This window comes from Streptomyces lydicus (genome assembly GCF_004125265.1).
In the GTDB taxonomy this organism is placed as follows: Bacteria; Actinomycetota; Actinomycetes; order Streptomycetales; family Streptomycetaceae; genus Streptomyces; species Streptomyces lydicus_C.
In genome coordinates this window covers 7749548-7772753 of the sequence record NZ_RDTE01000003.1, presented here as the reverse complement: position 1 = coordinate 7772753, position 23206 = coordinate 7749548, and the positions used below count along the sequence as shown (strand labels likewise).

Here is a 23206-nt window from a genome sequence, read left to right as displayed (position 1 = left end):
CCACTCCCTCAGGCCGCACCGTCACCACCCGCCCAGCGGGGCGGCCGGGGACGGGAAGGGCGGGACGGTGACCGGCCTGCCGAGCGGGGCGGCCGCGTCGTGTGCCGCCAGGAAGGCGTCGACCGCGGGCTGCCAGCCGTAGCCTTCGGCGCGGCGGCGGGCGGCGGCGCGCCGGGCAGGACCGGGCCGGGCCAGCACGCGCTGGATCGCATCGGCGAACGAGGGCCCGTCGTCGAGCGCCGTATCGCCACCGCTGCCGACCAGCCCCGCCAGCGCCGAAGCCGCGCTGGCGACCACCGGGGTACCGCAGGCGAGCGCTTCCAGGGCGGCCAGCCCGAAGGTCTCGGCCGGGCCGGGCGCCAGTGCGACATCGGCGCCGGCCTGCAGCGCGGCGAGCCGGGACCGGTCGGCGAGGTGCCCCACGAATGACGCGGGCAGCCGTTCGGACCGCGCCCGGGCCTCCAGGCGGGCCCGCAGCGGCCCGTCACCGGCCACCACCAGCGTCGCGTCGACCCCGCGCCGCCGCAGCTCCGCCAGCGCGTCCAGCGCCCGCCCCGGCCGCTTCTCCTGCGACAGCCGGGAGCAGAGCACCAGCAGGACCTCCGCCCGGCCCGCCCAGCGCCGGCGCAGCTCCGTGCTGCGGCAGCCCGGGTGCCAGGCGTCGAGATCGACACCGAGCGGAGCGCGCACCACATTGCGCACACCGGCCCGGGCGAACTCCGCCGCCGCCCATGCGGTGGTGCACACGACCCGGCTGTAGGCGTACGCCGTACGGCGGTTGAGCCGGTCAGCGGCGGCACGGGCCAGCGGCTGCGGTATGCCCCAGGTGCGCAGCACCCCGTCCACGCTCTCGTGCGAGACCATCACCGCGGGGATCCGGGCCCGGCGCGCCCACTCCCCCGTCCAGCGCAGCGTCGTCCGGTCGGAGACCTCCAGCCGGTCGGGAGCCAGCGAGTGCAGCAGCCGCTGGAGCCTGCGGCGGTCGGTCAGCATGCGGTAGCCGCCGCTGCCCGGCAGCTCCGGCCCCGGCAGGGTGATCACCCGTCCTTGCGCGGTGACTTCGTCGCACCATCCGTCCGGGCCGTGTGCCCCCGGCGGTCCCGGCACGATGAGCACCGGCTCGTGCCCGGCGGCCCGGTAGCCCGCGCCGAGTTCCCGCAGCGCGGTGCGCAGCCCGCCGGAGGCCGGCGTGACGAAGTTGGCGATCCGGACGATCCGCAGGCCCGCCCCACGAGCGTGTCGCGCGTTCATGCCGCCACCGCCGTCCGGTCGCTCAGCACGGCCTCGTAGTGGCCCAGGAGCTGGTCGCCGACCGCCGCCCAGGTGCGGTCCTCCACCGCTCTGCGGGCCGCGGCGCCGTACCGGACGCGCAGCTCGGCGCTGCCCGCGAGCAGACGCACCGCGTCCCGGAACGCACCGCCGTCCCCCGGCGTGACCAACAGCCCCGTACGGTCGTGGTCCACCAGGTCGAGCGGGCCGCCCGCCCGGGGCGCCACCACCGGCACCCCGGAGGCCATCGCCTCCTGCACGGTCTGACAGAAGGTCTCGTACGGACCGGTATGGACGAAGATGTCCAACGAGGCATAGAGCCGGGCGAGTTCGTCACCCGTACGGCGGCCGAGGAACCGCACCCCGGGCAGCGCCGTACGCAGCCCGGCGGCGCTGGGCCCCTCGCCGATGACGACGGTGCGTACGCCCGGCAGCCGCGAGGTCTCGGCCAGCAGCCCCACGTCCTTCTCCGGCGCGAGCCGCCCCACGTACCCCACCAGCAGCTCCCGCCCCGCGGTCAGCGAGCTGCGCAGCACCGCGTCGCGCCGCCCGGGGTGGAACCGTTCGGAGTCGACGCCGCGCGGCCACAGATGGACCCGGGGCACCCCGTGCTCGGTCAGATCCAGCAGCGCCGCACTGGAGGGCGCCAGGGTGCGGTCGGCGGCGCCGTGCACCGCCCGGATGCGGCGCCAGGCCGTGGCCGCGCCGCCGCCGAGGTAGGTACGGGCGTAGCGGCCCAGATCGGTCTGGTAGACGGCGATCGCGGGCACCTGGCGGCGGGCGGCGGCCGCCATCCCCCGGGCGCCCAGCACGAACGGGCTGGCGAGGTGGACGAGATCGGGCCGGTGCCCGTCGAGCGCCGTGGACAGCCGGCGCCCGGGAAGCGCGATCCGCACCTGCGGATATCCGGGCAGCGGCATCGAGGGCACCCGGACGACGGGGCAGGGGCTCTCCTGCGTACCGGCGGCCGGCGACGGGCCACCGAGCGGCGCGATGACCAGCGGATCGTGGCCGCGCCGGACGAGGTGCCGGGCGGTTTCCAGGGCGCAATGGGAGACGCCGTTGACATCGGGCGGGAAGGATTCGGTGACCAGGACGACACGCATACCGCTGTTCTCGACGTGCCGTGCGTGGAGGGAGCCAAGGGGATCTTTCCTGCCGGGGAACGTCTTCCCACGTTTTTGGCTTTCCCCCCGTGGGGGTCGCTCGCCGTTTGTCGCCCCGCTGCGCGGGTGCGCCCGCCGTTCCGCTGCGCTTTGCCTCGGGCCCACGTTTTTGGCTTTCTCGCCGTGGGGCTTCTCGCGCTCTATCGCCCGCTGCGCGGGGCCGGTCCGCTGCGCTTTGCCTCGGCTCGGGTTTGGCTTTCTCACCGTTGCTCCCCCACTGCCTAAAGGGCGTGGGAGGTACCCCCAGCGGCGGGCGGGGTCCGCTGCGCGGGGCTGTCGGGGTGCGGTGACGGACCTCCGCGGGTGGGGTGCCGGACTGCTTCGCTTTACGTCCGGCACCCCACCCGCTCCGGCCCGTCCCCTCCCGTGGGGGGGCGGGAAGAAGGCCGGTGGGGGTGCACGTGGCTGGTCCGGCGCACCTGGTGATCACGAGAAAATGCGTCATCCGGAACGACCGGAAGGGGGCCGCACGGCCATGACAACGGCCCGCCCCCACCCACCTTTCACCTACCTCCCCCACGGGAGGGGACGGGCCGGAGGGGCAGGGTGTGTGGGCTTTGCTTCCGAAGGCTCCGAAAAAGAGCAAAGGCGGAGCGCAGCGGAGCGTAAAGCGAAGCAGTCCACACACCAGGCCCCGGAGGTCCGTCACCGCACCCACAGCCCCGCGCAGCGGACCCGGCCCGCCGCTGGGGGTACCTCCCACGCCCTTTAGGCAGTGGGGGAGCAACGGCGGGAAAGCCAAAAACGGGGCAGAGGCAAAGCGCAGCGAACCGGCCCGCCGCCAGGCGCAACGGCGAGAAACCCCCACGGCGGGAAAGCCAAAAACGTGGTCCAGGGGCAAAGCGCAGCGGAACGCCTAGGACTCCGGTCCGATTCGGCTCCGTACAGCCGTCTGTACCTCCGCCTCCTCGGCCGGGTCCGCGGCGAGACGCCGCAGCTGCTCGACGACCCGGTCGTCACCGGTGGCGGCGTACCGGGCGGCGAGCTCTCTGGTGGTCTCCTCGCAGTCCCACAGGCACTCGACGGCGAAGCCGGCCGCGAAGCCGGGGTCGGTGGCGGCGAGCGCACCGGCGGCCCGGCCGCGCAGGTGCGAGGAGGACGTCTCGCGGTAGATGTGCCGCAGGACGGGGGCGGCGCAGGCGACGCCGAGGCGTCCGGTGCCGTCGACCAGCTCCCACAGGCCGTCGGCGTCCGGACCCTCCTCGCGGACGATACGGCGCAGGGCGGCCAGCACCGGTTCGGCGTCGCGCCGCCCGCCGCGGCGGGCGAGCATGGCGGCGGCGTACGCGCCCAGCCGGTCCGCGCGCGGCGCCCAGACCCTGGCCCGTGAGACGGCGGCCACGCTGCGCATCCGCGCGAAGGCGGCGAGCGCCGCCGAGGCCAGCCGCTCGGAGGAGAAGGGGTCGACGACCGCGTCCTCGATCAGGTCGAGGACGTCTCGATCGCCGCGTTCGGCGAGGTGGTGCAGGACGGCGGCGCGGGCCGCGTCGGGTGCGCTGCGCGCGGCGCGCAGCAGCTCGGGGCGGTCCTCGGGGCCGGCGACGACGGCAAGGCAGCGGGCGGCGGCGAGGTGCCGGTGTTCCTCGCCCGCCGGCTCCGGGATCTCCTCGGCCCACTGGAGCACCTCGGTCACGCTCCAGCCGGGGCGCGGCCCGCGGGGCCGCATCTGCCGCTGCCAGCGGTCGAAGGAGCCCTGTTCCCCGGCGGCGGCCAGCCGCGGGCCGTAGCGGGGGTCCTCGGCCCACAGCCTCCAGGGCCGGGGCTCGAAGGCGTCGCGGACGGCGACGGCCAGCTCCGCGTCACCCTCCTCGGTCTCCGGGAAGCGGGCGAGGACGGCGGGGGCGAGGGTCATCAGCCCGGCGTCGTCGTCACGCAGCGCAAGCTCGTCCAGGGCCCAGCGCCAGTTGCTGCCCGCCGCGGCGTAGCTACGCAGCAGCAGACGGGCGGCGTCCTTGCCGTAGGCGGCGAGGTGGCCGAGAACCGCGAGGGCGAGGCCGGTGCGCTCCTCGCCGGTGTCGACGAGGTCGTCGGGGTGGAAGAGGTGGCGTTCGATCTCCTCGAGCGCGCCGTCGAGCTGCATATAAAGGCGCGCGTAGTAGAGCGAGCGGTTCTCGACCTGCCAGTCGCGACGGGGATCGCGCAGCACGCTGTCGTTGAGTGCCGCGAGCGCCTCGGCCCGCGGCGCCGCGAGGGCATGCAGGGTCCCGTCGCCGCGGCCTCGCTGCAGGAGGCCGAGCAGGGTGCCACTGGGCGCTATGTCTGGATCGAACATGAGGTCAGCATCCGGTGCGGGGGACGGGCTGGCAACGGGATTTCCGCTGACCGGCATTCTTGCCGGTGACCGCGGGCCGTAAGCCTCGTTCCCACCATGGATCTGCGAGAACGCCTGCTGTACAGCGGCCGAAGCCTAGCTTGGAAGCTGCCATTCCGCCGATTCGCCCCGGGATTGCCCCGGAAAGCCGGGGGCATATGCCAGGTGCACCACCGTATCGGGTAGTGCCAAATCCCTTACGGACGGTCGCCGCCTGTGCAACAGTCGTTACCGGCCCTCAGCCCGGCGCCGCCTGATCACGGAGTACGTCATGCCGCCCCCTCTCTTCGCGGATCACCCAGCAGACCGGCCCCCCGAGCGCGACACGGTCGAATCACTCATCACGCAGGCCCGCCGCCTGCGCGGTGACCTCGATGCGGTGCGCAGGGAGTCCGAGGTGGACACCGGCCTCGCCGACGACCCGCAGCTGCGCTGGCAGCGGGCGCTGTGCGATCTCGCCGTGCATCACCTCGACGACCTCGGGGGCCATCTCGATCAGCTGAGAGAGGGCCTGCCCGCCGAGAGCGAGGACAGCGAGGCGGACGCGCCGGAGGCCGGGCTGCCGTCGGCGCCGCCGGAGCCCGCACCCCATGAACGCGGCGCGCTGCTGCGCCGGGTGGGCAGCGCCGAGTGGAACCTCCTCACCGACGAGGTCAGCTGGTCCGACGAGCTGTTCGCGATGTTCGGCAGGGCGCCGTCCGACGGCCCGCTCACCCTCGACGAGCTGCCGTCCCTGGTCCACGCCGACGACCAGGAGGGGCTGGCCACGATGGTCACCGACTGCCTGGTGGACGGCCGCCCGATCGACGGCGAGTTCCGTATCGTGCGCCCGGACGCGAGTCTGCGCACGGTGCACATGGTGGGCGAGCCGGTGCTCGACGCCGACGGCAGTACCGCCTGTATGTGGGCCGTGCTGCGGGACGTCAGCGAGCTGCGCCGCAGCCAGCAGGCGGTACGCGAGACCCGTGACTCGCTGCACCGTGAGCGGCATATCGCGCAGACCGAGCACCGGCTTGCGGTCGAGCTGCAGGAGGCCGTGCTCCCCCCGTGGCGCGGCTCCCTGCGGTTCCCGCAAGGCGGTCCCGTGGCCCTCGATCTCGCCGGGCGCTATCTGCCGTCCGCCACCCGTGCCCTGGTCGGCGGGGGCTGGTACGACGCGCTGCAACTCCCGGACGGCACCACGCTGTTGAGCGTCGGCGACCTCACCGGACACGGCGTCACCGCCACCTCCGGGATGGCGATGGTGCTCGGCGCGCTGCGCGGTATGGCCGTAGCCGGCCACCGACCGGGACCCCTGATGTGCTTCCTCAACCAACTGCTGGACACCGCCGCTCAGCCGGCGCTGGGCAGCACGGTGTGCGGCCGCTTCGACGCCGCCACCCGGACCCTGGAGTGGGCCCAGGCCGGGCACCCCGCACCGCTGCTGTTCCGCGGCGGCACGGGGCGCGCGCTGGACCCGCCCGAGGGTGTCCTGCTCGGGGCGACCTCGGGTGCGGCCTACACCCAGCGCACCGAGCAACTGGAGCCCGGTGACCTGCTCGTCCTGCACACCGATGGCCTCGTCCCTCGCCATACGCACGGCGCACAAGCCCTCCACGAAGGCACCGAACGGCTCCTCGCCCTGGCACCGCGGTTCGCCGCGGCCCGCAGTGCCCAGGACGGCGTCCGCATCGTCGTCGAGGAGTTCGGCACCACCGACCGCGAGGACGACGCCTGTGTACTGGTCGCCAGGGTCGGCGACTGATACGCACCGCGGCGGGTACGGGCGGCGGGCCGGCGCATCCGGAGCCGGTCGCCCCGAACACGTCGGCGAACATCTCGGCCGTGTCGACGGGCAATCCGCCGGCCCACGGGGGAGGCAGCGGAGCTGAGAAGGACGTCACCCTTACGGATGACGCACCGTCACGCTCCGTGCATCCACCCGCATCAGGCCGAGAAGTTCTTCGCGACTCCCGATCCGATGCCGGGTCCGAGGCCCGACGCCTTGGTCTTCGGCTTCTCCTTCGGCAGGACATGCTGGATCTCCTCGCGCAGGTCCTGGATCTTGGCGTAGTTCGCATACTGCCCCGTGAGCCGGAACATTTCGCGGAGCCGGTCCCAGGTGCGGTGTGAGGAGTTCTCGCCGATGGACACCAGCGCCAACCGGGCGTAGCGGTCGGCCTGTTCGGGGTCGTTTCCGATGAAGCAGGCCGAGGCCATCGAGATGTAGTCGAAGATCTGCGACCGCTGGCGGCCGTTCTCCCGCAGCCTCAGCGCCCGCTGGGCGTGGTGCTGGGCGATCCTGGCGGCCGACGGATCGTGATCGGCGAGGGTACGGAATGCCAGCGCCTGCATGCCGTGCAAATCCGCCTCGTCGAACATCTGCATCCAGCTCGGCGGCGGCACATCGCCCTTGTCCGAGACGAAGAGGTCCTCCGCCTCGCCCAGGGTGCGGCGCATCGCCTGGCCGTGGCCCTTGGACGCCTGCGCCCAGGCCTCGATGGTGTGCAGCATCGCGCGGGTGCGCGGCAGGGTTTCCGCACCGGAGCCGGACTTGGCCAGCTTCATCAGGTCCAGCGCATCGTCCGGACGGCCCAGATGCACCATCTGCCGCGCGGCACGGGAAAGCGCCTCGCCGGCGCGCGGGCGGTCGCCGCCCTCGCGCGCCGCATGGGCGGCGATGATGAAGTACTTCTGGGCGGTGGGCTCCAGGCCCACGTCATGGGACATCCAGCCGGCCAGCACCGCCAGGTTGGCGGCCACCCCCCACAGCCTGCGCTGCAGATGATCGGGGTGGCGGTAGGCGAGCATGCCGCCCACCTCGTTGAGCTGGCCCACCACGGCCTTGCGCTGCAGCCCGCCCCCGCGGGCCGCGTCCCAGGCGCGGAACACCTCGACCGAGCGCTCCAGCGCGTCGATCTCCTGCGACCCCACAGGGGCCGCCTCATAGCGGTCGAGGCCGATCTGGTCGAGTTCGTCGAAGGAATCGGAGGCGAACATGGCGTCGTGGCGTGGGGCGCCGGCCGGGGCCGGGTCGGTGTGCAGCCAGTCGTACATGGCGCCGGTGAGTGCGGAGCCCGCGGCGAGTGCGGCGCCCGCACCCACCAAGCCGCGTCGGTTGAGCATGAGGTCCATTCCCGTGAATTCCGTGAGGACCGCGGCGGTCCGTTCGGGAGCCCACGGCAGACCGTCCAGGGCCTGCCGTTTCCCCGAGCGACCGGTTCTCGCGAACCCGAGGTCCTCGATGGTTACGACACGGCCGAGGCGCTCGGTGAACAGGGAAGCCAGGACCTTGGGTACCGGATCACGTGGGGTCTCCCCCATGTCGATCCAGCGCCGCACTCGCGAGGTGTCGGTCGCCAGCTGCGGATGCCCCATGGCCGCCGCCTGCCGGTTGACCATTCTCGCCAGCTCGCCTTTGGACCAGCCGGCCAGGCCGAAAAGGTCCGCGAGACGGGTGTTCGGCTGCCTGTCCACGTCAAGCCCCCAGGTTCCTCGACTGAGTTGACAGTAACGCCGCTGACATGGGCTGTGGGCATTCGCCAGGGTTCGCCAGGGTGCGCCAGATGGTCTGCCACCCGTAGGCACGTGTTCTGTAGATATGCCGCCCCCGGCCTGGTGGCGGGAGCGCATTCCCCAGGGTGCGCGCCCTTCACGGGGACCCTGGATCGGCCTCCTGCACGGGGCCCGTTCACGGGTTCCCACCACCGGGCCGGGGAGCGCACGCAACTCGCCGGCGCACGAAGGGATCTGTCTCACCCATGTATGCAGCATCGTCCGCCGTGACCGCCCCCGCCCGGCCGTACCGCCCGCATCCCACCGGAAGCGGGCCGTATCTCGACCCCGCGCCTTCCGCGGGAGCGGTCACCGGGCTCCCCGGCGGCCGTACCCGGCGGATGCAGGGGACGAGCTCCCAGCCGCTCAGCGGGAGAATCGACCTGTCCGGCCCGCAGGGCGCCGAGTTGCGCACCGCCGTCGCCTCGGTGCACCGCATCTGCCCGGAGTTCAACCCGGTGCAGGTGCTGCGCCGCAGCGGCCGGTCCGTCCTCCTCGTCGGCACGACGGGCCGTATGACCGCGGTCGCCAAGTGTTTACTTGACCACTCCCCCGCGTGGGTGGACAGGTTCCGGCAGGAAATAAGCGCATACCGCGCATTCGTCCGGCATCGTCCGCCGGTACGGGTGCCGCGTCTGGTGGCGGCCGATCCCGACAACTGCACACTGATCGTGGAGCGGATGCCCGGCCGCGTCGCGGCGCTGACCCGCCACCCGTCCGAGGCTCCGCCCCGGGCCGACGTACGGGCCGCGCTGGGCGCGATCTGCCGGATCAACCTCTGGCGTCCGCCGGCCGGGCTGTTCGACACCCCGCTGGACTACGCGGGCCGGATCGGCCGCTACCACGACCTGGGGCTGCTCACCGACCGCGACCTGGGCGATCTGCAGAAGCTGCTGCACGGCCTGTCGCACACCCAGGGCCAGTTCTGCCACGGCGACGCACTGCTGAACAATGTGCTGCTCTCCCCCGCGGGCCCGGTGCTGCTGGACTGGGACAGCGCGGGCTGGTATCTGCCGGGCTACGACCTGGCGACCCTGTGGTCGGTGCTCGGCGACGCGCCGGTCGCCCGCCGGCACATCAGCCAGCTCGCCCAGAACGCGGGCCCGGCCTCGCGGGACGCCTTCCTGGTGAATCTGATGCTGGTGCTCACCCGCGAGATCCGACGTTATGAAACCGCGGTCCAACGGACCATGCGCGAACCCGCGCCGACGGGGACACCGGGTCCGGGACTACCCGGCGTGCCCGCGGCGGGCGAGGAGCAGCGGCTGCTCCTGCGCCGGCTGCACGACGACTGCCAGATGGCGCGTCGTGCGGTGCGGGCGGCGGTCGGCACCCGCTGACCACCGACAGGTGCCGGACGTCACCCGGCACCGCAAGGGAGATCGTGAGCGGCGCACCCGGGTACGGGGTGCGCCGCTCACCCATGTGCGCCAACTGCCCTCCCCTCCCCGGGCCCTCGGTCTTCCCTCCCCGGACCGTCCGTCTGCGCCCCGTCCGCGTCAGGTCGAGTCCGTCCGGCCATTGGTCCATTCCACTGACGCCCCGCAGGCCGGACACCCGCCCGGGAAGGCTCCTGTGGAGATGCCCTGACATGCCAAATCCCGAGAGGGCGCGGTGATTGACGGACCCTCGGCAAACGTATAGCTCTAAGCCGACGGGGGCTCTACTCTCGGGTCCCGCCCGTGCGGCCGTTTGCGCACCCACCGTCACACCGCCCCGGCTCGGGCCGGCTCGAGGAGGTTGCTTTGCGAGGATCCGCCCCGGAAGACGAGAAGAGACTCCACCGCCCCGCCCTGCGCAGGTCCGCCACCGCCGTTGCGGCGGCGGTGCTGCTGCTGCCGCTCTCGGGAGCGCCGTCCGCGCACGCCGGCCAGCCCCGGTCGGACACACTGCAGCGGGCCTTCACCGACGCCGCCGCCCGCTTCCAGGTGCCGCGCAGTGTGCTGCTCGGCGTCTCGTACCTGGAGTCGCGCTGGGACACCCATGGTGGCGCGCCCAGCGTCTCCGGGGGCTACGGTCCGATGCATCTGACCGATGCCCGCACCGCGCTGACGCGCACGCCGGAGTTCAGCGGGGGGACCGAGGACGCCCGCGGCGACGGCGCACGGCCCCGTAAGCGGGTGCCGGCCGGTGCGGCCAAGCGGGCCGCACTGCCCGCCGAACTCCCCGCCCGGTTGCGGACGTTGACGACGGCCGCCACGCTGGCCGGGCTGTCGGCCGAGCGGCTGCGCACCGACCCCGCGGCGAATGTGCTCGGCGGTGCGGCGCTGCTCGCCGCGGAACAGCGCAAGCTGGGACACCGGACGGGCGGCAACCCGGCGCAGTGGTACGAGGCGGTGGCGCGCTACGGCGGTCAGGACAGTACGAGCGGCGGCCGGGCCTTCGCGGACGAGGTCTACGAAGTCATGCGCCACGGCCAGACGCGGACGACCGACGCGGGGCAGCGGGTCACACTGGCCGCCACGCCGGGGCTGATCCCCGACGCCGCGCAGCAGAAACGTCTCGGCGCACCGGCGCCGCAGGCCTCGCCGACACGGGCCGGCCGCAAGCTGGAGTGCCCGCACAGCGTCGCCTGCGAGTCCGTCCCGGCGCCGTACGAGGAGTTCGGGGACGGGGACTACGGCAATCATGACAAGGCGGACCGGCCCGAGGACCTGCGGATCAGCACCATCGTCATCCACGACACCGAGGGGTCCTGGGAGACCACCCTCAAGCTGATCAAGGACCCGGCCTATGTGTCCTGGAACTACACCATCCGTTCCTCGGACGGCCTGATCGCCCAGCATGTGCCGACCAAGGACGTCGCCTGGCATGCGGGCAACTGGTACATCAACTCGCACTCCGTGGGCATCGAGCACGAGGGCTTCCTCGCCGCGCCCGACGCCTGGTACACGGAGGCGATGTACCGCACGTCGGCCCGGCTGGTGAAGTATCTGAGCCGCAAGTACGACGTGCCGCTGGACCGGCAGCACATCCTGGGCCACGACAATGTGCCCGGCACGACCACGGCCACCATCCCCGGGATGCACACCGACCCCGGCCCGTACTGGGACTGGGCGCACTACTTCTCCCTGCTGGGCAAGCCGTTCAAGGCCGCCCCGGGCTCGCACGGCGGGCTGGTCACCATCCGCCCGGACTACGCCCGCAACAAGCCGGTCTACACGGGCTGCGAGAAGGCCGGCGACCCCTGCGAGCCGCACGGTTCCGCCGCGGTCCGGCTGCACACCGCGCCGGACGCCGACGCACCGCTGGTCAAGGACGTCGGTCTGCACCCTGACGGCAGTGACGCGACCACGGGCGTGAACGACACCGCTGCCCGCGCCTCCACGGGCCAGCGGTTCGCGGTGGCGGGGCGGTCCGGCGACTGGACGGCGATCTGGTACCTCGGGCAGAAGGCGTGGTTCCGCAATCCGCACCACGCGCCGACCGCGGTGAACGCCCGGGGCATGATCGCCACACCGAAGGCGGACCGGGAGGAGATTCCGGTCTACGGCCGCGCGTACCCGGAGAAGGGAGCCTACCCGGCCGGGGTGCCCTACCAGGCGGTCTCTCCCCTGCCGTACAAGCTCGCCGCCGGCCAGAAGTACGCCGTCGGCGACCGGATGACGGGCGACTACTTCTACGCGCCGACCTTCGACCTCTCGCAGCATGCGATCGTGCGCGGCGAGGACGTCTACTACGAGATCCAGCTCGGGCACCGGGTCGGCTATGTGCGGGCGGCCGATGTCGATGTGCGGCGCTCGGATTCCTGAGCCCCCGCGCACACCGATCGGGTGAGTGCGTACGCGGCCGGTGGACGGGTCTGCCGTCCACCGGGCGCGACGGTGTCCGCTCCGGTGCCTGCCCTGCCGGGGCTCAGCCCTGCTGGAAGAGCTCCGCCGGCAGCGGCTTGAGCAGCGCGTAGAGATCGTCGGTGATCGGCCGGTCCCAGCTGGCGATGGTGACCAGCACACCGTCGCTGCGGTCGAACTGGGCGCAGGAGATCCGGCTCTCGGAGCACTTGATGCGCTTGACGATCAGCAGGTTGTCCTCGTGCATCACGGGGGTGTCCTCGCTCTCGACGACCGTCACCGGCTCGTCGTTGCCGAGCGCGGCGAGCAGCTGGGCCACCTCGAAGGGCACCTGATCGTCCTCGAGCTCGCGGGCCGGGGACCCCTCCGGCAGATTGCCGATGATCATCGCGGGGCCGCGGCCGCCGAACAGGTCGTAGCGGAGGAAGACACCCTGGCAGCTCCCGTCGGGCGCGGGCAGCAGCCCGGCTCCGAGATTGCCCGGCCAGTCCCCGGGGTCCATGGCGAGGACGTCGAAGTCAGGCCCGGCGGGCGTGGCTGCGCTGCGGCGGCGGAGGAAGGACATGCCGCCATCGTACGTGGCCCGGCCGGGCACGCGGCGCGGACGTCGGCGTGCGCGGCGCCCCGCGTACGGAGCCGCCGCTTCCCCTTGCCGACGGCCGTTATGCCTGGTCGGCCAGTGCGCGCAGCCGGCGCAGCGCCTCGTCGGTCGCGGCGTGCGGCACGAAGAGGTGATCGTGGTGGAAGCCGGCGACGACATTGCAGCTGAGGCCTGCCTGGGCGAGTGCGGTGGCCACGGCGGCGGTCAGTCCCACGGCGTCCAGCGCGGAGTGCACCCGCAGGGTGATCCAGCCGGCGACATAGTCGTACGACAGGCCCGCACGGTCGGCTTCCTCCTGGTGGACGACGAGGGTGCGGCCCTCGGGTTCGGTGACGGTGACCACCGGCGTCAGCCCGCCGGGGACCGCGCCCGGCACGCTCACAAAGACGAAGCGGCCCTCGTTCCGCTCGGGACGCATTCCGCTCAGCAGGGCCCGGAGATCACGTTCACCCGTCATGCCGCCAGCCTACGGGGCCCCGTCCTGTCCTTCCCTGCGCCGCGAGTGGTGGCGGGCGACCCGGGCGCGGTTGCCGCAGGAGGGGGTGCACCACTCCTGGCGGGCGTGGTCCTTGACGAAGTAGCGCACACAGCGCGGGGCGGGGCAGGCCCGCAGCAGCAGCCGGTCGGGGCCGGCCAGGAAGGCGAGGGCGGCGCGGGCCAGTGCGGCGACGATCCGGTCGCCGGGCGGCGGGGATCCGGCCGGGTGGTGCCGGACGGCAGGCGGAGCGCCGGGCTCCCAGCTGAGCCGTGGGGCCGTGGGGACCAGGGCCGCGGCGGCGTTGAGCCGGCGCAGCGCCTCCTCCTCCGGGAGCAGCCGGTGGGCGTCGGCGGAGCTGGGCGGTCCCGGCCGGACGGCGCGGGCGAACAGCGACCGGACCGCGGCCCGCAGCTCCCGGACGGCGGTGTGCAGCGCCTCGTCGGGGGTGGCCGGACCGGCCGCGCAGTCCAGCAGCGCGGCGCGCTCGTGCACCCAGACCGCGAGCCCTTCCGGACCGGCCAGGTCATCGGTGACACCGCCGTGCCCGTCGTGGCGGAGGGTGACGGCGAGTTCGAGTGCGAGCCGTGTGGCGGTCATGGGGCTAATGGTAACGTCGCGGCCAACCGTTAACTACCTCAGGGGCGATATGGCTGACGTACGTCAATTACTGCGCGATCTCCCGGTGTTCGCCGGCGAGCTGCCCGCATTCGACCCGCTGGAGACCCCCGACGACCCGGTGGAACTGTTCACCGCCTGGCTGCTCGGCGCCATACGGGCCCAGGTTCCCGAGCCCCATGCGATGACGGTCTCGACCGTCGGCGCCGACGGCAATCCCTCGGCCCGCACCCTGATCCTCAAGGACATCGACGCGGACGGCTGGCGGTTCGCCGCACACCGTGACAGCGCCAAGGGGCGCGAGCTGGTAGCCCGCCCGTATGCCGCGCTGACCTTTTATTGGCAGCCCCTGGCCCGCCAAGTACGCGTCCGCGGACCGGTGGTGCAGGAGAGCGCGGAGCGCGCCGCCGCTGACTTCCTCGCCCGCAGTCCCGGCGCCCGTGCCGAGGCGCTGGTCGGGCGGCAGAGCCGTCCCCTGGGCGACCTGGCCGAACGGGACGCGGCGGTGGCGGAGTCGGCGGACCGCCTCGCCCGCGAGCCCGGTCTGGTCGCGCCCGGATGGACGCTGCACACGGTGCGGGCGGAGTCGGTGGAGTTCTGGCAGGGCGACAAGGAGCGCAAGCACACCCGGCTGGCCTACCACCGGGCCGGTGCCGCATGGCGGAAGGAGCTGCTGTGGCCGTGACGGATGCGCTCGCGCTGCCGGGGGAGGCGGATACGCACGTGCTCCCCGCGGAGACGGTCCGGGCCGCGATCGGGACGGGGCAGGAGCGGCTGTGCGCCCTGCTGCCCGGCCTGACCGACGCCGGGGTGCGCGAGCCGAGCGAGCTGCCCGGCTGGACCCGCGCCCATGTCCTCTCGCACCTCGAAGGCGTCGCGCTGGCCCTGGCCCGGCAGGCCCGTTATGCGCTGCGCGGTGAGCTGATCGAGCCGTACGACGGCGGGCGCCCGGCGCGCGCGGCCGCGATCGAGGCCGGTGCGGTACGTGGGGCCGCGGCGCTCGGGGACGCCGTACGGGCCGCCCTGGCCGAGGCGTCCGCAGCCTGGGCGGCGGTCGGTCCGGCCGACTGGCAGCGGCCGGTGAAGCATCGCGACGGCACCCTGCGCTCCGCCTTGCTCTGCTGGTGGCGGGAGTTGGAGATCCACACGGCGGACGCCCGGATCGGCCACGCTCCGCGCGGCTGGCCACGGGAGCTGTGTCATCACCTGCTGGATCACCTGTCTCCCCGTGTGCCGCAGGATCTGCCGCTCGTCCTGACCTCCACGGACGACACCTTCTCCCGCCGGTACGGTGACACGGGCGTACCGGCGGTCACCGTCAGCGGCCCGCTCACCGACCTCGCGGCCTGGCTTTCCGGCCGCACACCGCACCACCCGCTCGACTGCCGCCGGTCGGACCGGACCATCCCGCCGCCCGATCTCCTCGACTGGCCGTAGCCCCCACCACCCGGCACCGCTTCACGAAAGGACGTTCACGCCCCATGCCCGGTCCCGGTTCCGCCGCGCCTCCCGTCCTCAACCTCTGGAAGTCGGGTCTGGGTTCGGTTCCCGCCGAGGTCTGGAGGCGCGAGGACTGGGAGGTATTGATCCTCGCCGACAACGCCCTGACCGAAATCCCGGCGGCGCTCTGCCGACTGCACGCGCTGCACACCCTCGACCTCGGCCACAACGCCCTGGCGGCGGTCCCGGACGACCTCGGCGGGCTCGCCGGGCTGACCCGCTACCTCTATCTGCACGACAACCGGCTCACCGCCCTGCCGGACTCGCTCGGCGGCCTGGACCGGCTCGGCTACCTCAACGTGGGCGAGAACCCGCTCGGCCGGCTGCCGGCAACGCTCGGCCGGATGACCGGCCTGGTGGAACTCCGCGCACAGCACGCGGAGTTGTCCTCCCTCCCGGAGACCCTGGGGCGACTCGGGCGGCTCCGGGAGCTGTGGCTGGGCGGCAATGCGCTGACGCGGCTACCCGGGAGCGTGGCACAGCTGCACGAGCTGAGGGTGCTGGAACTCCGGGACAACAACCTCTCCGACGTCTCCGAGACGCTGCGGGCACTGCCGCTGCTGCGCCGGGTGGACCTGCGCGGGAACGGGATCGAGGCGCTGCCCTCGTGGATCACCCGACTGCCGTCGCTGGAGAAGCTGGATCTGCGCTGGAACCGCGTGGACGATGCGGCCGAAGCGGTCCTGGCGCTGCGGCGGCGGGGGTGTGTGGTGCTCACCTGACGCGCGCCACGGCCGACGGTCCTGTACGTCGGCGGGCCTGTAGGCCGACGGGCCATGGGTGCTGGGCGGGACCCTCGCGAACCCGGCCGCGAGGAGGCTCCCGCCCGGCACCGGCGCCTTCCCGGCCATGCGCCGGACCCCTACGTCAGATCGAATTCGCCCTCGCGGGCGTCGAGGACGAAGGCGCGCCACTCGGCGGGGGTGAAGATCAGGGCTGGGATCTCCGGGGTGTGGCGGTTTCGCATGGCGATGTAGCCCTCGACGAAGGCGATCTGGACGCCGCCCACGCGCTGGGTGCTCGACTGCCACTCGGCCTGTGTCAGGTCGAGATCGGGCCTCGGCCCGCCCACGAGACGCTGCTCGGTGATGCTGTCGGTCACGTGTCCCGCTCCTCCCGGATCGTCGTCCGCGGTCAGCCTAGCCACTGTGTCGGGGGACGGACAGGGGACGTGGCGAGGCGGTGGAGTGGTGGTGGAGTGGTGGGTCCGGGAGGGGCGCGCCCGTGCCGCGTGGCCGCCCCTGCCGGGTGTCAGGTGGCCGGTGCTTCGGCGCCCACCAGCCACATCGAGAAAAACTGGGAGCCGCCGCCGTACGCATGCCCCAACGCCTGCCGTGCGCCGTCGACTTGGTGGGCGCCGGCCTGTCCGCGTACCTGGAGGGCGGCCTCCGCGAAGCGGATCATGCCGGAGGCGCCGATGGGGTTGGTGGAGAGCACCCCGCCGGACGGGTTGACGGGGAGGTCGCCGTCCAGCTCGGTGACGCCCGACTCGGTGAGCTTCCAGCCCTCTCCCTCCTCGGCGAAGCCCAGGTTCTCCAGCCACATCGGCTCGTACCAGCTGAAGGGGACGTACATCTCCACCGCGTCGATCTGGCGGCGCGGGTCGGTGATGCCGGCCTGCCGGTAGACATCGGCGGCGCAGTCCTTGCCGGCCTGCGGGGAGACGAAGTCCTTGCCGGCGAAGAGGGTGGGTTCGCTGCGCATGGCGCCGCCGTGCACCCAGGCCGCCGGGTGCGGTGCGCGGGCGGCTCCGGTGCGGTCGGTGAGGATCATCGCGCAGGCGCCGTCGGAGGACGGACAGGTCTCGGAGTAGCGGATCGGGTCCCAGAGCATCGGCGAGGCCCGGACCTTCTCCAGGGTGATGTCGTGTTCGTGGAGGTGGGCGTAGGGGTTCTTGAGGGCGTTGCGGCGGTCCTTGTAGGCGACCAGGGAGCCGACGGTGTCCGGGGCGCCGGTGCGCCGCATATAGGCGCGGACGTGCGGGGCGAAGAAGCCGCCGGCGCCGGCCAGCAGGGGCTGCTGGAAGGGGATGGGCAGGGACAGTCCCCACATGGCGTTGGACTCGGACTGCTTCTCGAAGGCGACGGTGAGGACGGTGCGGTGGACCCGGGCGGCGACGAGGTTCGCGGCGACCAGGGCGGTGGAGCCACCGACCGAGCCCGCGGTGTGCACCCGCAGCATCGGTTTGCCGACGGCGCCCAGGGCATCGGCGAGGTACAGCTCGGGCATCATCACGCCCTCGAAGAAGTCGGGGGCCTTGCCGATCACCACGGCGTCGATGTCCGCCCAGGTCAACTCGGCGTCGTCCAGGGCGTGTCGGGCCGCCTCGCGGACGAGTCCGGCGAGCGAGACGTCGCGGCGCGCGGCGACGTGTTTGGTCTGGCCGACACCGACGACGGCCACGGGCTCCTTGCTCATCACTCACCTTCCAGGACGGCGACCAGGTTGTGCTGCAGGCACGGGCCCGAGGTGGCGTGGGCGAGGGCGCGGTCGGAGGCGCCCCGCTGGATGCGGGCGGCGGCCTCGCCGAGGCGGATCAGGCCCGCGGCCATGACGGGGTTGGCGGCGAGCGCGCCGCCGGACGGGTTGATGCACACCGTGCTGTCCGGCGCGTCGAGTCGCAGGGCGCGGCGCAGCACGACCTCCTGGGAGGTGAAGGGGGCGTGCAGTTCGGCGGTGTCCACCATGGGGGCACCTCCCGTGCCCTTGCGGCCATGGGAGAGCTCGAAGGCGCCGGCGCGCTCGGCCGCGAGCCGGGTGGACGGCGAGTCGGTGAGGTCGCGGACGCCCAGGCCGTGTGCCTCGATGCGGTGGTCGAGGCCGCGGATCCAGGCGGGGCGGTCGGTCAGCCGGCGGGCGGTGTCGCCGACGGCGAGGACGACGGCGGCCGCGCCGTCGCCGATGGGCGGGCAGTCGCCGGTGCGCAGGGGGGCGACGAGCGGTTCGCCCATGGGCACCTCGCCGCGCAGCTGGGCGTGCGGGTTGGACCCGGCGGCGGTGCGGCGGCGGGCGGCGATGCCGGCCAGTTCCCGCTCGTCGGTCAGCTCCGCGTCGATCAGGGCCTGCGCCTGGAGGGCGGCGAGCGCGACGGAGTCGGGCCACAGCGGGGCGACGTAGTAGGGGTCGAGCTGGCGGGTGAGGACGTCGCGGACGCTGCCCGGCGAGGACTTGCCGTAGGAGTAGACGAGTGCGGTCTCCGCCTCGCCGGTGAGGAGCTTCACCCAGGCCTCGTACAGCGCCCAGGCGCCGTCCATCTCGACATGGGATTCGGAGATCGGCGGCCAGGCGCCGACGCCGTCCAGGGCCATGGTGAAGGAGAAGGCCCGGCCGGCGAGGTAGTCGGAGGAGCCGGAGCAGGTGAAGTCGATGTCCCGGGCCGCCAGGCCGGTTTGCGCCAGCACGTCGTGGAGCACCGGCATCAGCATCTCGACCTCGGAGGTCTCCGCGCTGTCGCGGACGTGATCGCTCTGCCCGAAGGCGACGATGGCGACGTCGCGCATCAGATCAGCTCCTTGTAGCTGTCGTAGTCGGCATCGGGTTCGCCGGTGGGGCGGTAGTGGTCGGGAAAGCGGCTGCCCTTGGCCCAGACGGGTTCGACGCGCAGCCCCATGCGGACCCGGTCGTACGGGATGCCGCCGATCCGGGCGTGCAGGGCCAGGTCGGCGCCGTCCAGGGCGATATGGGCGTAGACGTAGGGGACCTCGATGTCGAGGTTCTTGGCCTTGATGTTGACGATGCAGAAGGTGGTGACGGTGCCGCGGGGGCCGGCCTCGACCTGGGTGTCGGTGGCGACGCCGCAGGTGGGGCAGGCGCCGCGGGGCGGGACGTAGACCTTGCGGCAGGAGGGGCAGCGCTCGCCCACGATCCGGTGGTCCGAGAGCGCCTGGAGGTAGCGGGACTGGGCGCGGCCGGGCGCGTAGGTGTAGTCGAGGCGGGCGGGGGTGGTGATCCCGGTGACGGGGTTTGCGAACTCCCCGGTGTGCGGTGCCGGCCGGCCGGCCCCTCCGGCGCTGTGGTCCGGTGCCGGCCGGCTCTCCTCGGCGGCGCCGTCGTCCGGCTCGAAGCAGGCGATGTCGGTGATCGCGCCGGTGCGCTCCTCGGCCCAGCGGACCCGGACCCGCATGCCGGTGCGTACGGCGTCGGGACCGGGCGCGTCCAGGGCGTGCAGCAGGGCGGTGTCGGCGCCGTCGAGCCGGACCAGGACCCAGGCGAAGGGGGTGGTGAGGGGCTGGCCGCGGCGGGGGGACGGGTTCCAGGCCCAGGTGGTGACGGTGCCGCTGGTGCCGACCTCCACCAGGTCGCGGATCTCCTCCGCGGTGACCGGGTCGTACTCGGTGGGCGGGACGACCACCCGGCCGTCGCTCGCCGTGACGCCGAGGACGGTGCGCTCGCGCAGCCCGGTGAGGAAGGCGCTCTGGACGGGTCCGAGGGAGCGGGTGAAGGGGAATTCCACGACGAGGGGCGCCGTGAGGACCTCTGGCATGCGGGGCTCCTTGGGTCAGGCGCGCCGGTAGACGGGCGGGCGCTTCTCGGCGAAGGCCCGGGAGCCTTCTTTGGCGTCGGCGGTGTCGAAGACCGGCCAGCCGCGGGCGAGTTCGGCCGCCAGCCCGTCGGTCTCGGTCATCTCAGCGGTCTCGTAGACGGAGGCCTTGACGGCTTCGACGGCGAGCGGTCCGCAGCCGTTGACCAGCTCCGCGATCTCCAGGGCCTTGTCCAGCGCGGTCCCCTCGGGCACGACATGGCCGATCAGGCCGATGCGCTCGGCCTCGCGCGCGGGGTAGGGCCGGCCGGTGAGCAGCATCTCCAGGGCGTGGGTGCGGGGGATCTGGCGGGCGAGACGGACGGTGGAACCGCCGATCGGGAACAGGCCGCGCCGCACCTCGTAGAGCCCGAAGGTGGCGCTCTCGCCGGCGACGCGGATGTCGGTGCCCTGCAGGATCTCCGTCCCTCCCGCGACGCAGTGCCCCTCGACGGCGGCGATCACGGGTTTGCGGGGGCGGTGGTGCCGCAGCATCGCCTTCCAGTGCAGGTCGGGGTCGGCGCGCAGCCGGTCGCGGTAGTGCTCGCCGGTCATGCCGTCGCCCGCGAGGGCCTTGAGGTCCATACCGGCGCAGAAGGTGCCACCGGCGCCGGTGAGGACGACGGAGCGGATCGTGTCGTCCTCGTCGGCGGTGATCCAGCCGTCGTACAGGCCCACCAGCATCGGCAGCGAGAGCGCGTTCTTCGCCTCCGGCCGGTTGAGGGTGAGCACCAGTGTCGCGCCGACGCGCTCCACCGACAGATGTTCCGTACCACCCATGTTCCGTCCTCCCGTCTCACGACGGAGAACAGGTTGCAGGAGCGGCACACCGACTTCAAGACCTTTCTGACAGGTAGTCAGATTTCTTCGCCGTGGCCCTTCCCTGCTCCTTGCGTCGGCGCTCTAATGACCGCCAAGCCGACGCCCGCCCGGTCTGGAGGAGACGTGGAGTACAACCTTGCCGACCTCTTCGAGTCGATCGTCGACACGGTCCCGGACCGCGAGGCGCTGGTGTACGTCGACCATCCGGGGACCGGCAGCGAACGGCGGCTGACCTACGCCGAACTGGACCGCGCCGCCAACCGGCTGGCCCACCACCTCGCCGACCACGGCGTCCGCCCCGGTCAGCACGTCGGACTGCACCTCTACAACGGCGTCGAATACCTCCAGGCCGTCTACGCCTGTCTGAAGATCCGCGCCGTCCCGGTGAACGTCAACTACCGCTACGTCGAGGAGGAGCTGGTCTACCTCTACCGGGACGCCGACCTGGTGGCGCTGGTGTTCGACGCGGAGTTCACCGCGCGGGTGGCCGCCGCCCTCCCTCAGGCGCCCGGACTGCGGCATCTCGTACGGGTCGGCACCCCGCCCGCCGGCGCCCCCGAGCCGCCCCTCGCGCCCGTCGCGCTCGCGGACGCCGAGGCCGCCGCCTCCCCCGCGCGCGGCTTCGGGCCGCGCTCGGCCGACGACCAGATCGTGATCTACACCGGCGGCACCACCGGTATGCCCAAGGGCGTGATGTGGCGCCACGAGGACCTGTTCTTCGCCGGCATGGGCGGCGGGGCACCGACCGGTGAGCCGGTGACGCGACCGCGGGAGCTGGCCGAGCGGGTCGCGGCGGGCGGTGACGGCATCGTCTTCTTCCCCGCTCCCCCGCTGATGCACGGCACCTCCACCCTCACCGCGTTCATCGCCTTCCACTTCGGCCAGAAGGTCGTCATCCACCGCAAATACGTGCCCGAGGAGGTGCTGCGGACCATCGAGCGGGAGCGGGTCACCAGCGTGTCGCTGGTCGGCGATGCGATGCTGCGTCCGCTCGTCGATGCGCTCGCCGGGCCGCTCAAGGGCACCGACTGCTCCTCGCTGTTCAGCGTCAGCAGCTCCGGCGCGATCCTCTCCGAGACCGTCCGCGCCCAGTTCGCCGCGCTGCTGCCGCACGTCATGCTGCTCAACAACTTCGGCTCGTCCGAGTCCGGCTTCAACGGCACCGCCACCGACGACTCGGGCCCCGGCAAGGGCTTCCGGCTGCACGTCAACTCCCGTACGGCAGTGGTGGACCTGGCGACCCACGAGCCGGTGCCGGCCGGCGAGGTCGGCCGTATCGCGCTGCGCGGGCATGTCCCGCTGGGCTACTACAACGACCCGAAGAAGACCGCCGAGACCTTCTTCGAGGCGCACGGCGACCGGTGGGTGCTGCTGGGCGACATGGCGACCGTGGACGAGGCGGGCATCGTCACCGTCCTCGGCCGGGGCTCGCAGTGCATCAACTCCGGCGGCGAGAAGATCTATCCGGAAGAGGTCGAGCAGGCACTGAAGGCGCATCCGGACGTCTACGACGCACTGGTGGCGGGCGTACCGGACGAACGGTGGGGCAGCGCGGTCGCGGCCGTGGTGCAACTGCGGTCCGGTGCGGCGCCGTTGGACCTGGAAGGGCTGCAGCGCCACTGCCGGACCCGGCTTGCGGGGTACAAGATCCCGCGTGCCGCCGTCTTCACCGACCACATCCAGCGTTCACCCAGCGGCAAGGCGGACTACCGCTGGGCGCGGGCGGTGGCGGCGGGCGGGGGGACGGGGTGAGGCGGTTGGCCTTGCGGCGGGCGGGACGGGCCGGGCGGGCGGGACGGGCCGGGCGGGCCGCCGTCGGTCAGGCTCCGGTGCAGACCGAGCGCAGCGAGCGGGCCAGGGCCGCCGTGTGCAGCGTGTCCAGGTGACGCTGCTGGTGTACCCGCACGGTGGCCGCGGTCAGCAGCGGAGCGCAGTACGGCGCCGAACGGGCCCGCGGGGAGCCGGCCAGGGCCCGTACCAGCGCGCCATTGACGCGGTTGATCTGCTTGCGGACCTTCTGGAGGTCGGGGCGCCGGGTGGGGGCCTGCGCCGGGTTCGCGCCCCACCGGCGGTACAGCCCGCGCTGCACGACCTTGTTGGCCTCGATCTGATCCCGGAAGACCCGGACCGTGGCGGCGGGGTCGGCGCCCTGCCGGCGGGCCTGATCGGCCACCGCGTCCAGCACCTCCTGTTCACGCGCCGGATCGTCGACCGGGCTGCCGGTGCCCCACTTCGCCGCAGCCACCAGATCGCCGGTGGCCAGCCGCTCGGCGGACAGCTCGGCCAGCGGCCGGAGTTGGCCGTACGGGGAGTCTGGGGAGTACGGGGAGTGCGCGGTGGCGGCGGGCGGTCCGAGCGTGGCAGGCGGTACGGCTGCGGCGGGTGGTACGGGCGCGGCAGGCCGTGCGGCTGCGGTTACGGCAGGCCGTACGGTCGGCGCCGCGGCGGCTCCGCCGGTTCCGGTGAGCAGGACGGCGGCGGCCGCGGCGAGGGCCGCAGCACTCCGTAGTGAGCTGGTCGGGTGCACGGTCGGCGGCCTTTCTCGAACCCCGGGAATCCCCGGGGAGGTCAACGAACGGACGGCATGCGGCCGGACCCCG

Annotated in this window: 20 protein-coding genes; 7 read left to right on the top strand and 13 right to left on the bottom strand. The window is 73.1% G+C overall.

The genetic code is table 11. The features are described from left to right. Positions 1-21: 21 nt before the first annotated feature. The 3 genes from D9V36_RS36825 to D9V36_RS36815 all read right to left on the bottom strand — a co-directional run bounded on the left by D9V36_RS36825 (position 22) and on the right by D9V36_RS36815 (position 4707). A complete protein-coding gene (locus D9V36_RS36825; RefSeq protein WP_129297587.1) occupies positions 22-1251 on the bottom strand; it encodes a glycosyltransferase in 1230 nt (409 codons plus the stop codon). Further along, positions 1248-2375 carry a glycosyltransferase family 4 protein gene (locus D9V36_RS36820; protein WP_129297586.1) on the bottom strand — a complete coding sequence of 376 codons (1128 nt, stop codon included), beginning with the start codon at positions 2373-2375 and terminating at the stop codon, positions 1248-1250. Before D9V36_RS36820 ends, D9V36_RS36825 begins: the two co-directional genes overlap by 4 nt. 916 nt (positions 2376-3291) lie before the next feature. Further along, the gene (locus D9V36_RS36815) at positions 3292-4707 is read right to left on the bottom strand and encodes a HEAT repeat domain-containing protein (RefSeq protein WP_129297585.1); all 1416 of its coding nucleotides are present in this window, start codon (positions 4705-4707) and stop codon (positions 3292-3294) included. 310 nt (positions 4708-5017) lie between these two features. On the opposite strand from D9V36_RS36815, the gene D9V36_RS36810 reads away from it, so the two are divergent. Continuing rightward, complete coding sequence (locus D9V36_RS36810; RefSeq protein WP_129297584.1) at positions 5018-6490, top strand: PP2C family protein-serine/threonine phosphatase; 1473 nt, start codon at positions 5018-5020, stop codon at positions 6488-6490. A gap of 182 nt (positions 6491-6672) precedes the next feature. On the opposite strand, the gene D9V36_RS36805 is transcribed toward D9V36_RS36810, so the two are convergent. Continuing rightward, complete coding sequence (locus tag D9V36_RS36805; protein ID WP_129297583.1) at positions 6673-8202, bottom strand: DNA-binding protein NsdB; 1530 nt, start codon at positions 8200-8202, stop codon at positions 6673-6675. A 284-nt stretch (positions 8203-8486) separates the two neighbouring features. Here D9V36_RS36805 and D9V36_RS36800 point away from each other — a divergent pair, with 284 nt between their 5' ends. Continuing rightward, positions 8487-9620 (top strand): aminoglycoside phosphotransferase family protein, encoded by a 1134-nt coding sequence (locus tag D9V36_RS36800; RefSeq protein ID WP_129297582.1) that lies wholly within the window; start codon positions 8487-8489, stop codon positions 9618-9620. Between the two features lie 405 nt (positions 9621-10025). Continuing rightward, positions 10026-12032, top strand: coding sequence for an N-acetylmuramoyl-L-alanine amidase (locus D9V36_RS36795; RefSeq protein ID WP_129297581.1), 2007 nt, complete (start codon positions 10026-10028; stop codon positions 12030-12032). A 103-nt stretch (positions 12033-12135) separates the two neighbouring features. On the opposite strand, the gene D9V36_RS36790 is transcribed toward D9V36_RS36795, so the two are convergent. The 3 genes from D9V36_RS36790 to D9V36_RS36780 form a co-directional block, all read right to left on the bottom strand. Continuing rightward, positions 12136-12636 (bottom strand): hypothetical protein, encoded by a 501-nt coding sequence (locus D9V36_RS36790; RefSeq protein WP_018090673.1) that lies wholly within the window; start codon positions 12634-12636, stop codon positions 12136-12138. 97 nt (positions 12637-12733) lie between these two features. Continuing rightward, positions 12734-13129: an ACT domain-containing protein gene (locus D9V36_RS36785; RefSeq protein WP_129297580.1), complete on the bottom strand. Its 396-nt coding sequence runs from the start codon at positions 13127-13129 to the stop codon at positions 12734-12736. Positions 13130-13138: 9 nt separating this feature from the next. Further along, positions 13139-13747 carry a CGNR zinc finger domain-containing protein gene (locus D9V36_RS36780; RefSeq protein WP_129297579.1) on the bottom strand — a complete coding sequence of 203 codons (609 nt, stop codon included), beginning with the start codon at positions 13745-13747 and terminating at the stop codon, positions 13139-13141. A gap of 49 nt (positions 13748-13796) precedes the next feature. Between D9V36_RS36780 and D9V36_RS36775 the strand changes: the two genes are divergently transcribed. The 3 genes from D9V36_RS36775 to D9V36_RS36765 are packed head-to-tail and all read left to right on the top strand — an operon-like array spanning position 13797 to position 15987. Beyond that, positions 13797-14450 (top strand): pyridoxine/pyridoxamine 5'-phosphate oxidase, encoded by a 654-nt coding sequence (locus tag D9V36_RS36775; RefSeq protein WP_129297578.1) that lies wholly within the window; start codon positions 13797-13799, stop codon positions 14448-14450. Continuing rightward, positions 14441-15202 (top strand): maleylpyruvate isomerase family mycothiol-dependent enzyme, encoded by a 762-nt coding sequence (locus D9V36_RS36770; RefSeq protein WP_241721179.1) that lies wholly within the window; start codon positions 14441-14443, stop codon positions 15200-15202. The genes D9V36_RS36775 and D9V36_RS36770 overlap by 10 nt, the downstream gene beginning before the upstream one ends. Before the next feature lie 44 nt (positions 15203-15246). Beyond that, entirely contained in the window at positions 15247-15987 is a 741-nt protein-coding gene (locus D9V36_RS36765; protein ID WP_129297576.1) for a leucine-rich repeat domain-containing protein, read from the top strand. A gap of 140 nt (positions 15988-16127) precedes the next feature. Here the strand turns inward: D9V36_RS36765 and D9V36_RS36760 are convergent, their stop codons facing one another. The 5 genes from D9V36_RS36760 to D9V36_RS36740 form a co-directional block, all read right to left on the bottom strand. Next, the gene (locus D9V36_RS36760; protein WP_129297575.1) at positions 16128-16367 is read right to left on the bottom strand and encodes a DUF397 domain-containing protein; all 240 of its coding nucleotides are present in this window, start codon (positions 16365-16367) and stop codon (positions 16128-16130) included. Between the two features lie 149 nt (positions 16368-16516). After that, entirely contained in the window at positions 16517-17683 is a 1167-nt protein-coding gene (locus D9V36_RS36755; protein WP_129297574.1) for a thiolase domain-containing protein, read from the bottom strand. After that, the gene (locus D9V36_RS36750; RefSeq protein ID WP_129297573.1) at positions 17683-18765 is read right to left on the bottom strand and encodes a thiolase domain-containing protein; all 1083 of its coding nucleotides are present in this window, start codon (positions 18763-18765) and stop codon (positions 17683-17685) included. The genes D9V36_RS36755 and D9V36_RS36750 overlap by 1 nt, the downstream gene beginning before the upstream one ends. Further along, positions 18765-19748, bottom strand: a complete 984-nt coding sequence (locus D9V36_RS36745; protein ID WP_129297572.1) for a Zn-ribbon domain-containing OB-fold protein — start codon at positions 19746-19748, stop codon at positions 18765-18767. The genes D9V36_RS36750 and D9V36_RS36745 overlap by 1 nt, the downstream gene beginning before the upstream one ends. Positions 19749-19763: 15 nt before the next feature. After that, a complete protein-coding gene (locus D9V36_RS36740; RefSeq protein WP_129297571.1) occupies positions 19764-20564 on the bottom strand; it encodes a crotonase/enoyl-CoA hydratase family protein in 801 nt (266 codons plus the stop codon). 165 nt (positions 20565-20729) lie between these two features. Here D9V36_RS36740 and D9V36_RS36735 point away from each other — a divergent pair, with 165 nt between their 5' ends. Further along, entirely contained in the window at positions 20730-22358 is a 1629-nt protein-coding gene (locus D9V36_RS36735; protein ID WP_129297570.1) for an acyl-CoA synthetase, read from the top strand. A gap of 67 nt (positions 22359-22425) precedes the next feature. Here D9V36_RS36735 and D9V36_RS36730 read toward each other — a convergent pair whose 3' ends face one another. After that, positions 22426-23133, bottom strand: a complete 708-nt coding sequence (locus D9V36_RS36730) for a chorismate mutase (protein ID WP_241721178.1) — start codon at positions 23131-23133, stop codon at positions 22426-22428. Between the last annotated feature and the right edge of the window lie 73 nt (positions 23134-23206).

Coding starts and splice junctions, on each gene's coding strand:
- D9V36_RS36745 (WP_129297572.1), bottom strand. CDS start 19,748: ATGCCAGAGGTCCTCACGGCGCCCCTCGTCGTGGAATTCCCCTTCACC.
- D9V36_RS36755 (WP_129297574.1), bottom strand. CDS start 17,683: ATGAGCAAGGAGCCCGTGGCCGTCGTCGGTGTCGGCCAGACCAAACAC.
- D9V36_RS36775 (WP_129297578.1), top strand. CDS start 13,797: ATGGCTGACGTACGTCAATTACTGCGCGATCTCCCGGTGTTCGCCGGC.
- D9V36_RS36800 (WP_129297582.1), top strand. CDS start 8,487: ATGTATGCAGCATCGTCCGCCGTGACCGCCCCCGCCCGGCCGTACCGC.
- D9V36_RS36825 (WP_129297587.1), bottom strand. CDS start 1,251: ATGAACGCGCGACACGCTCGTGGGGCGGGCCTGCGGATCGTCCGGATC.
- D9V36_RS36765 (WP_129297576.1), top strand. CDS start 15,247: ATGCCCGGTCCCGGTTCCGCCGCGCCTCCCGTCCTCAACCTCTGGAAG.
- D9V36_RS36740 (WP_129297571.1), bottom strand. CDS start 20,564: ATGGGTGGTACGGAACATCTGTCGGTGGAGCGCGTCGGCGCGACACTG.
- D9V36_RS36790 (WP_018090673.1), bottom strand. CDS start 12,636: ATGTCCTTCCTCCGCCGCCGCAGCGCAGCCACGCCCGCCGGGCCTGAC.
- D9V36_RS36750 (WP_129297573.1), bottom strand. CDS start 18,765: ATGCGCGACGTCGCCATCGTCGCCTTCGGGCAGAGCGATCACGTCCGC.
- D9V36_RS36780 (WP_129297579.1), bottom strand. CDS start 13,747: ATGACCGCCACACGGCTCGCACTCGAACTCGCCGTCACCCTCCGCCAC.
- D9V36_RS36785 (WP_129297580.1), bottom strand. CDS start 13,129: ATGACGGGTGAACGTGATCTCCGGGCCCTGCTGAGCGGAATGCGTCCC.
- D9V36_RS36820 (WP_129297586.1), bottom strand. CDS start 2,375: ATGCGTGTCGTCCTGGTCACCGAATCCTTCCCGCCCGATGTCAACGGC.
- D9V36_RS36810 (WP_129297584.1), top strand. CDS start 5,018: ATGCCGCCCCCTCTCTTCGCGGATCACCCAGCAGACCGGCCCCCCGAG.
- D9V36_RS36815 (WP_129297585.1), bottom strand. CDS start 4,707: ATGTTCGATCCAGACATAGCGCCCAGTGGCACCCTGCTCGGCCTCCTG.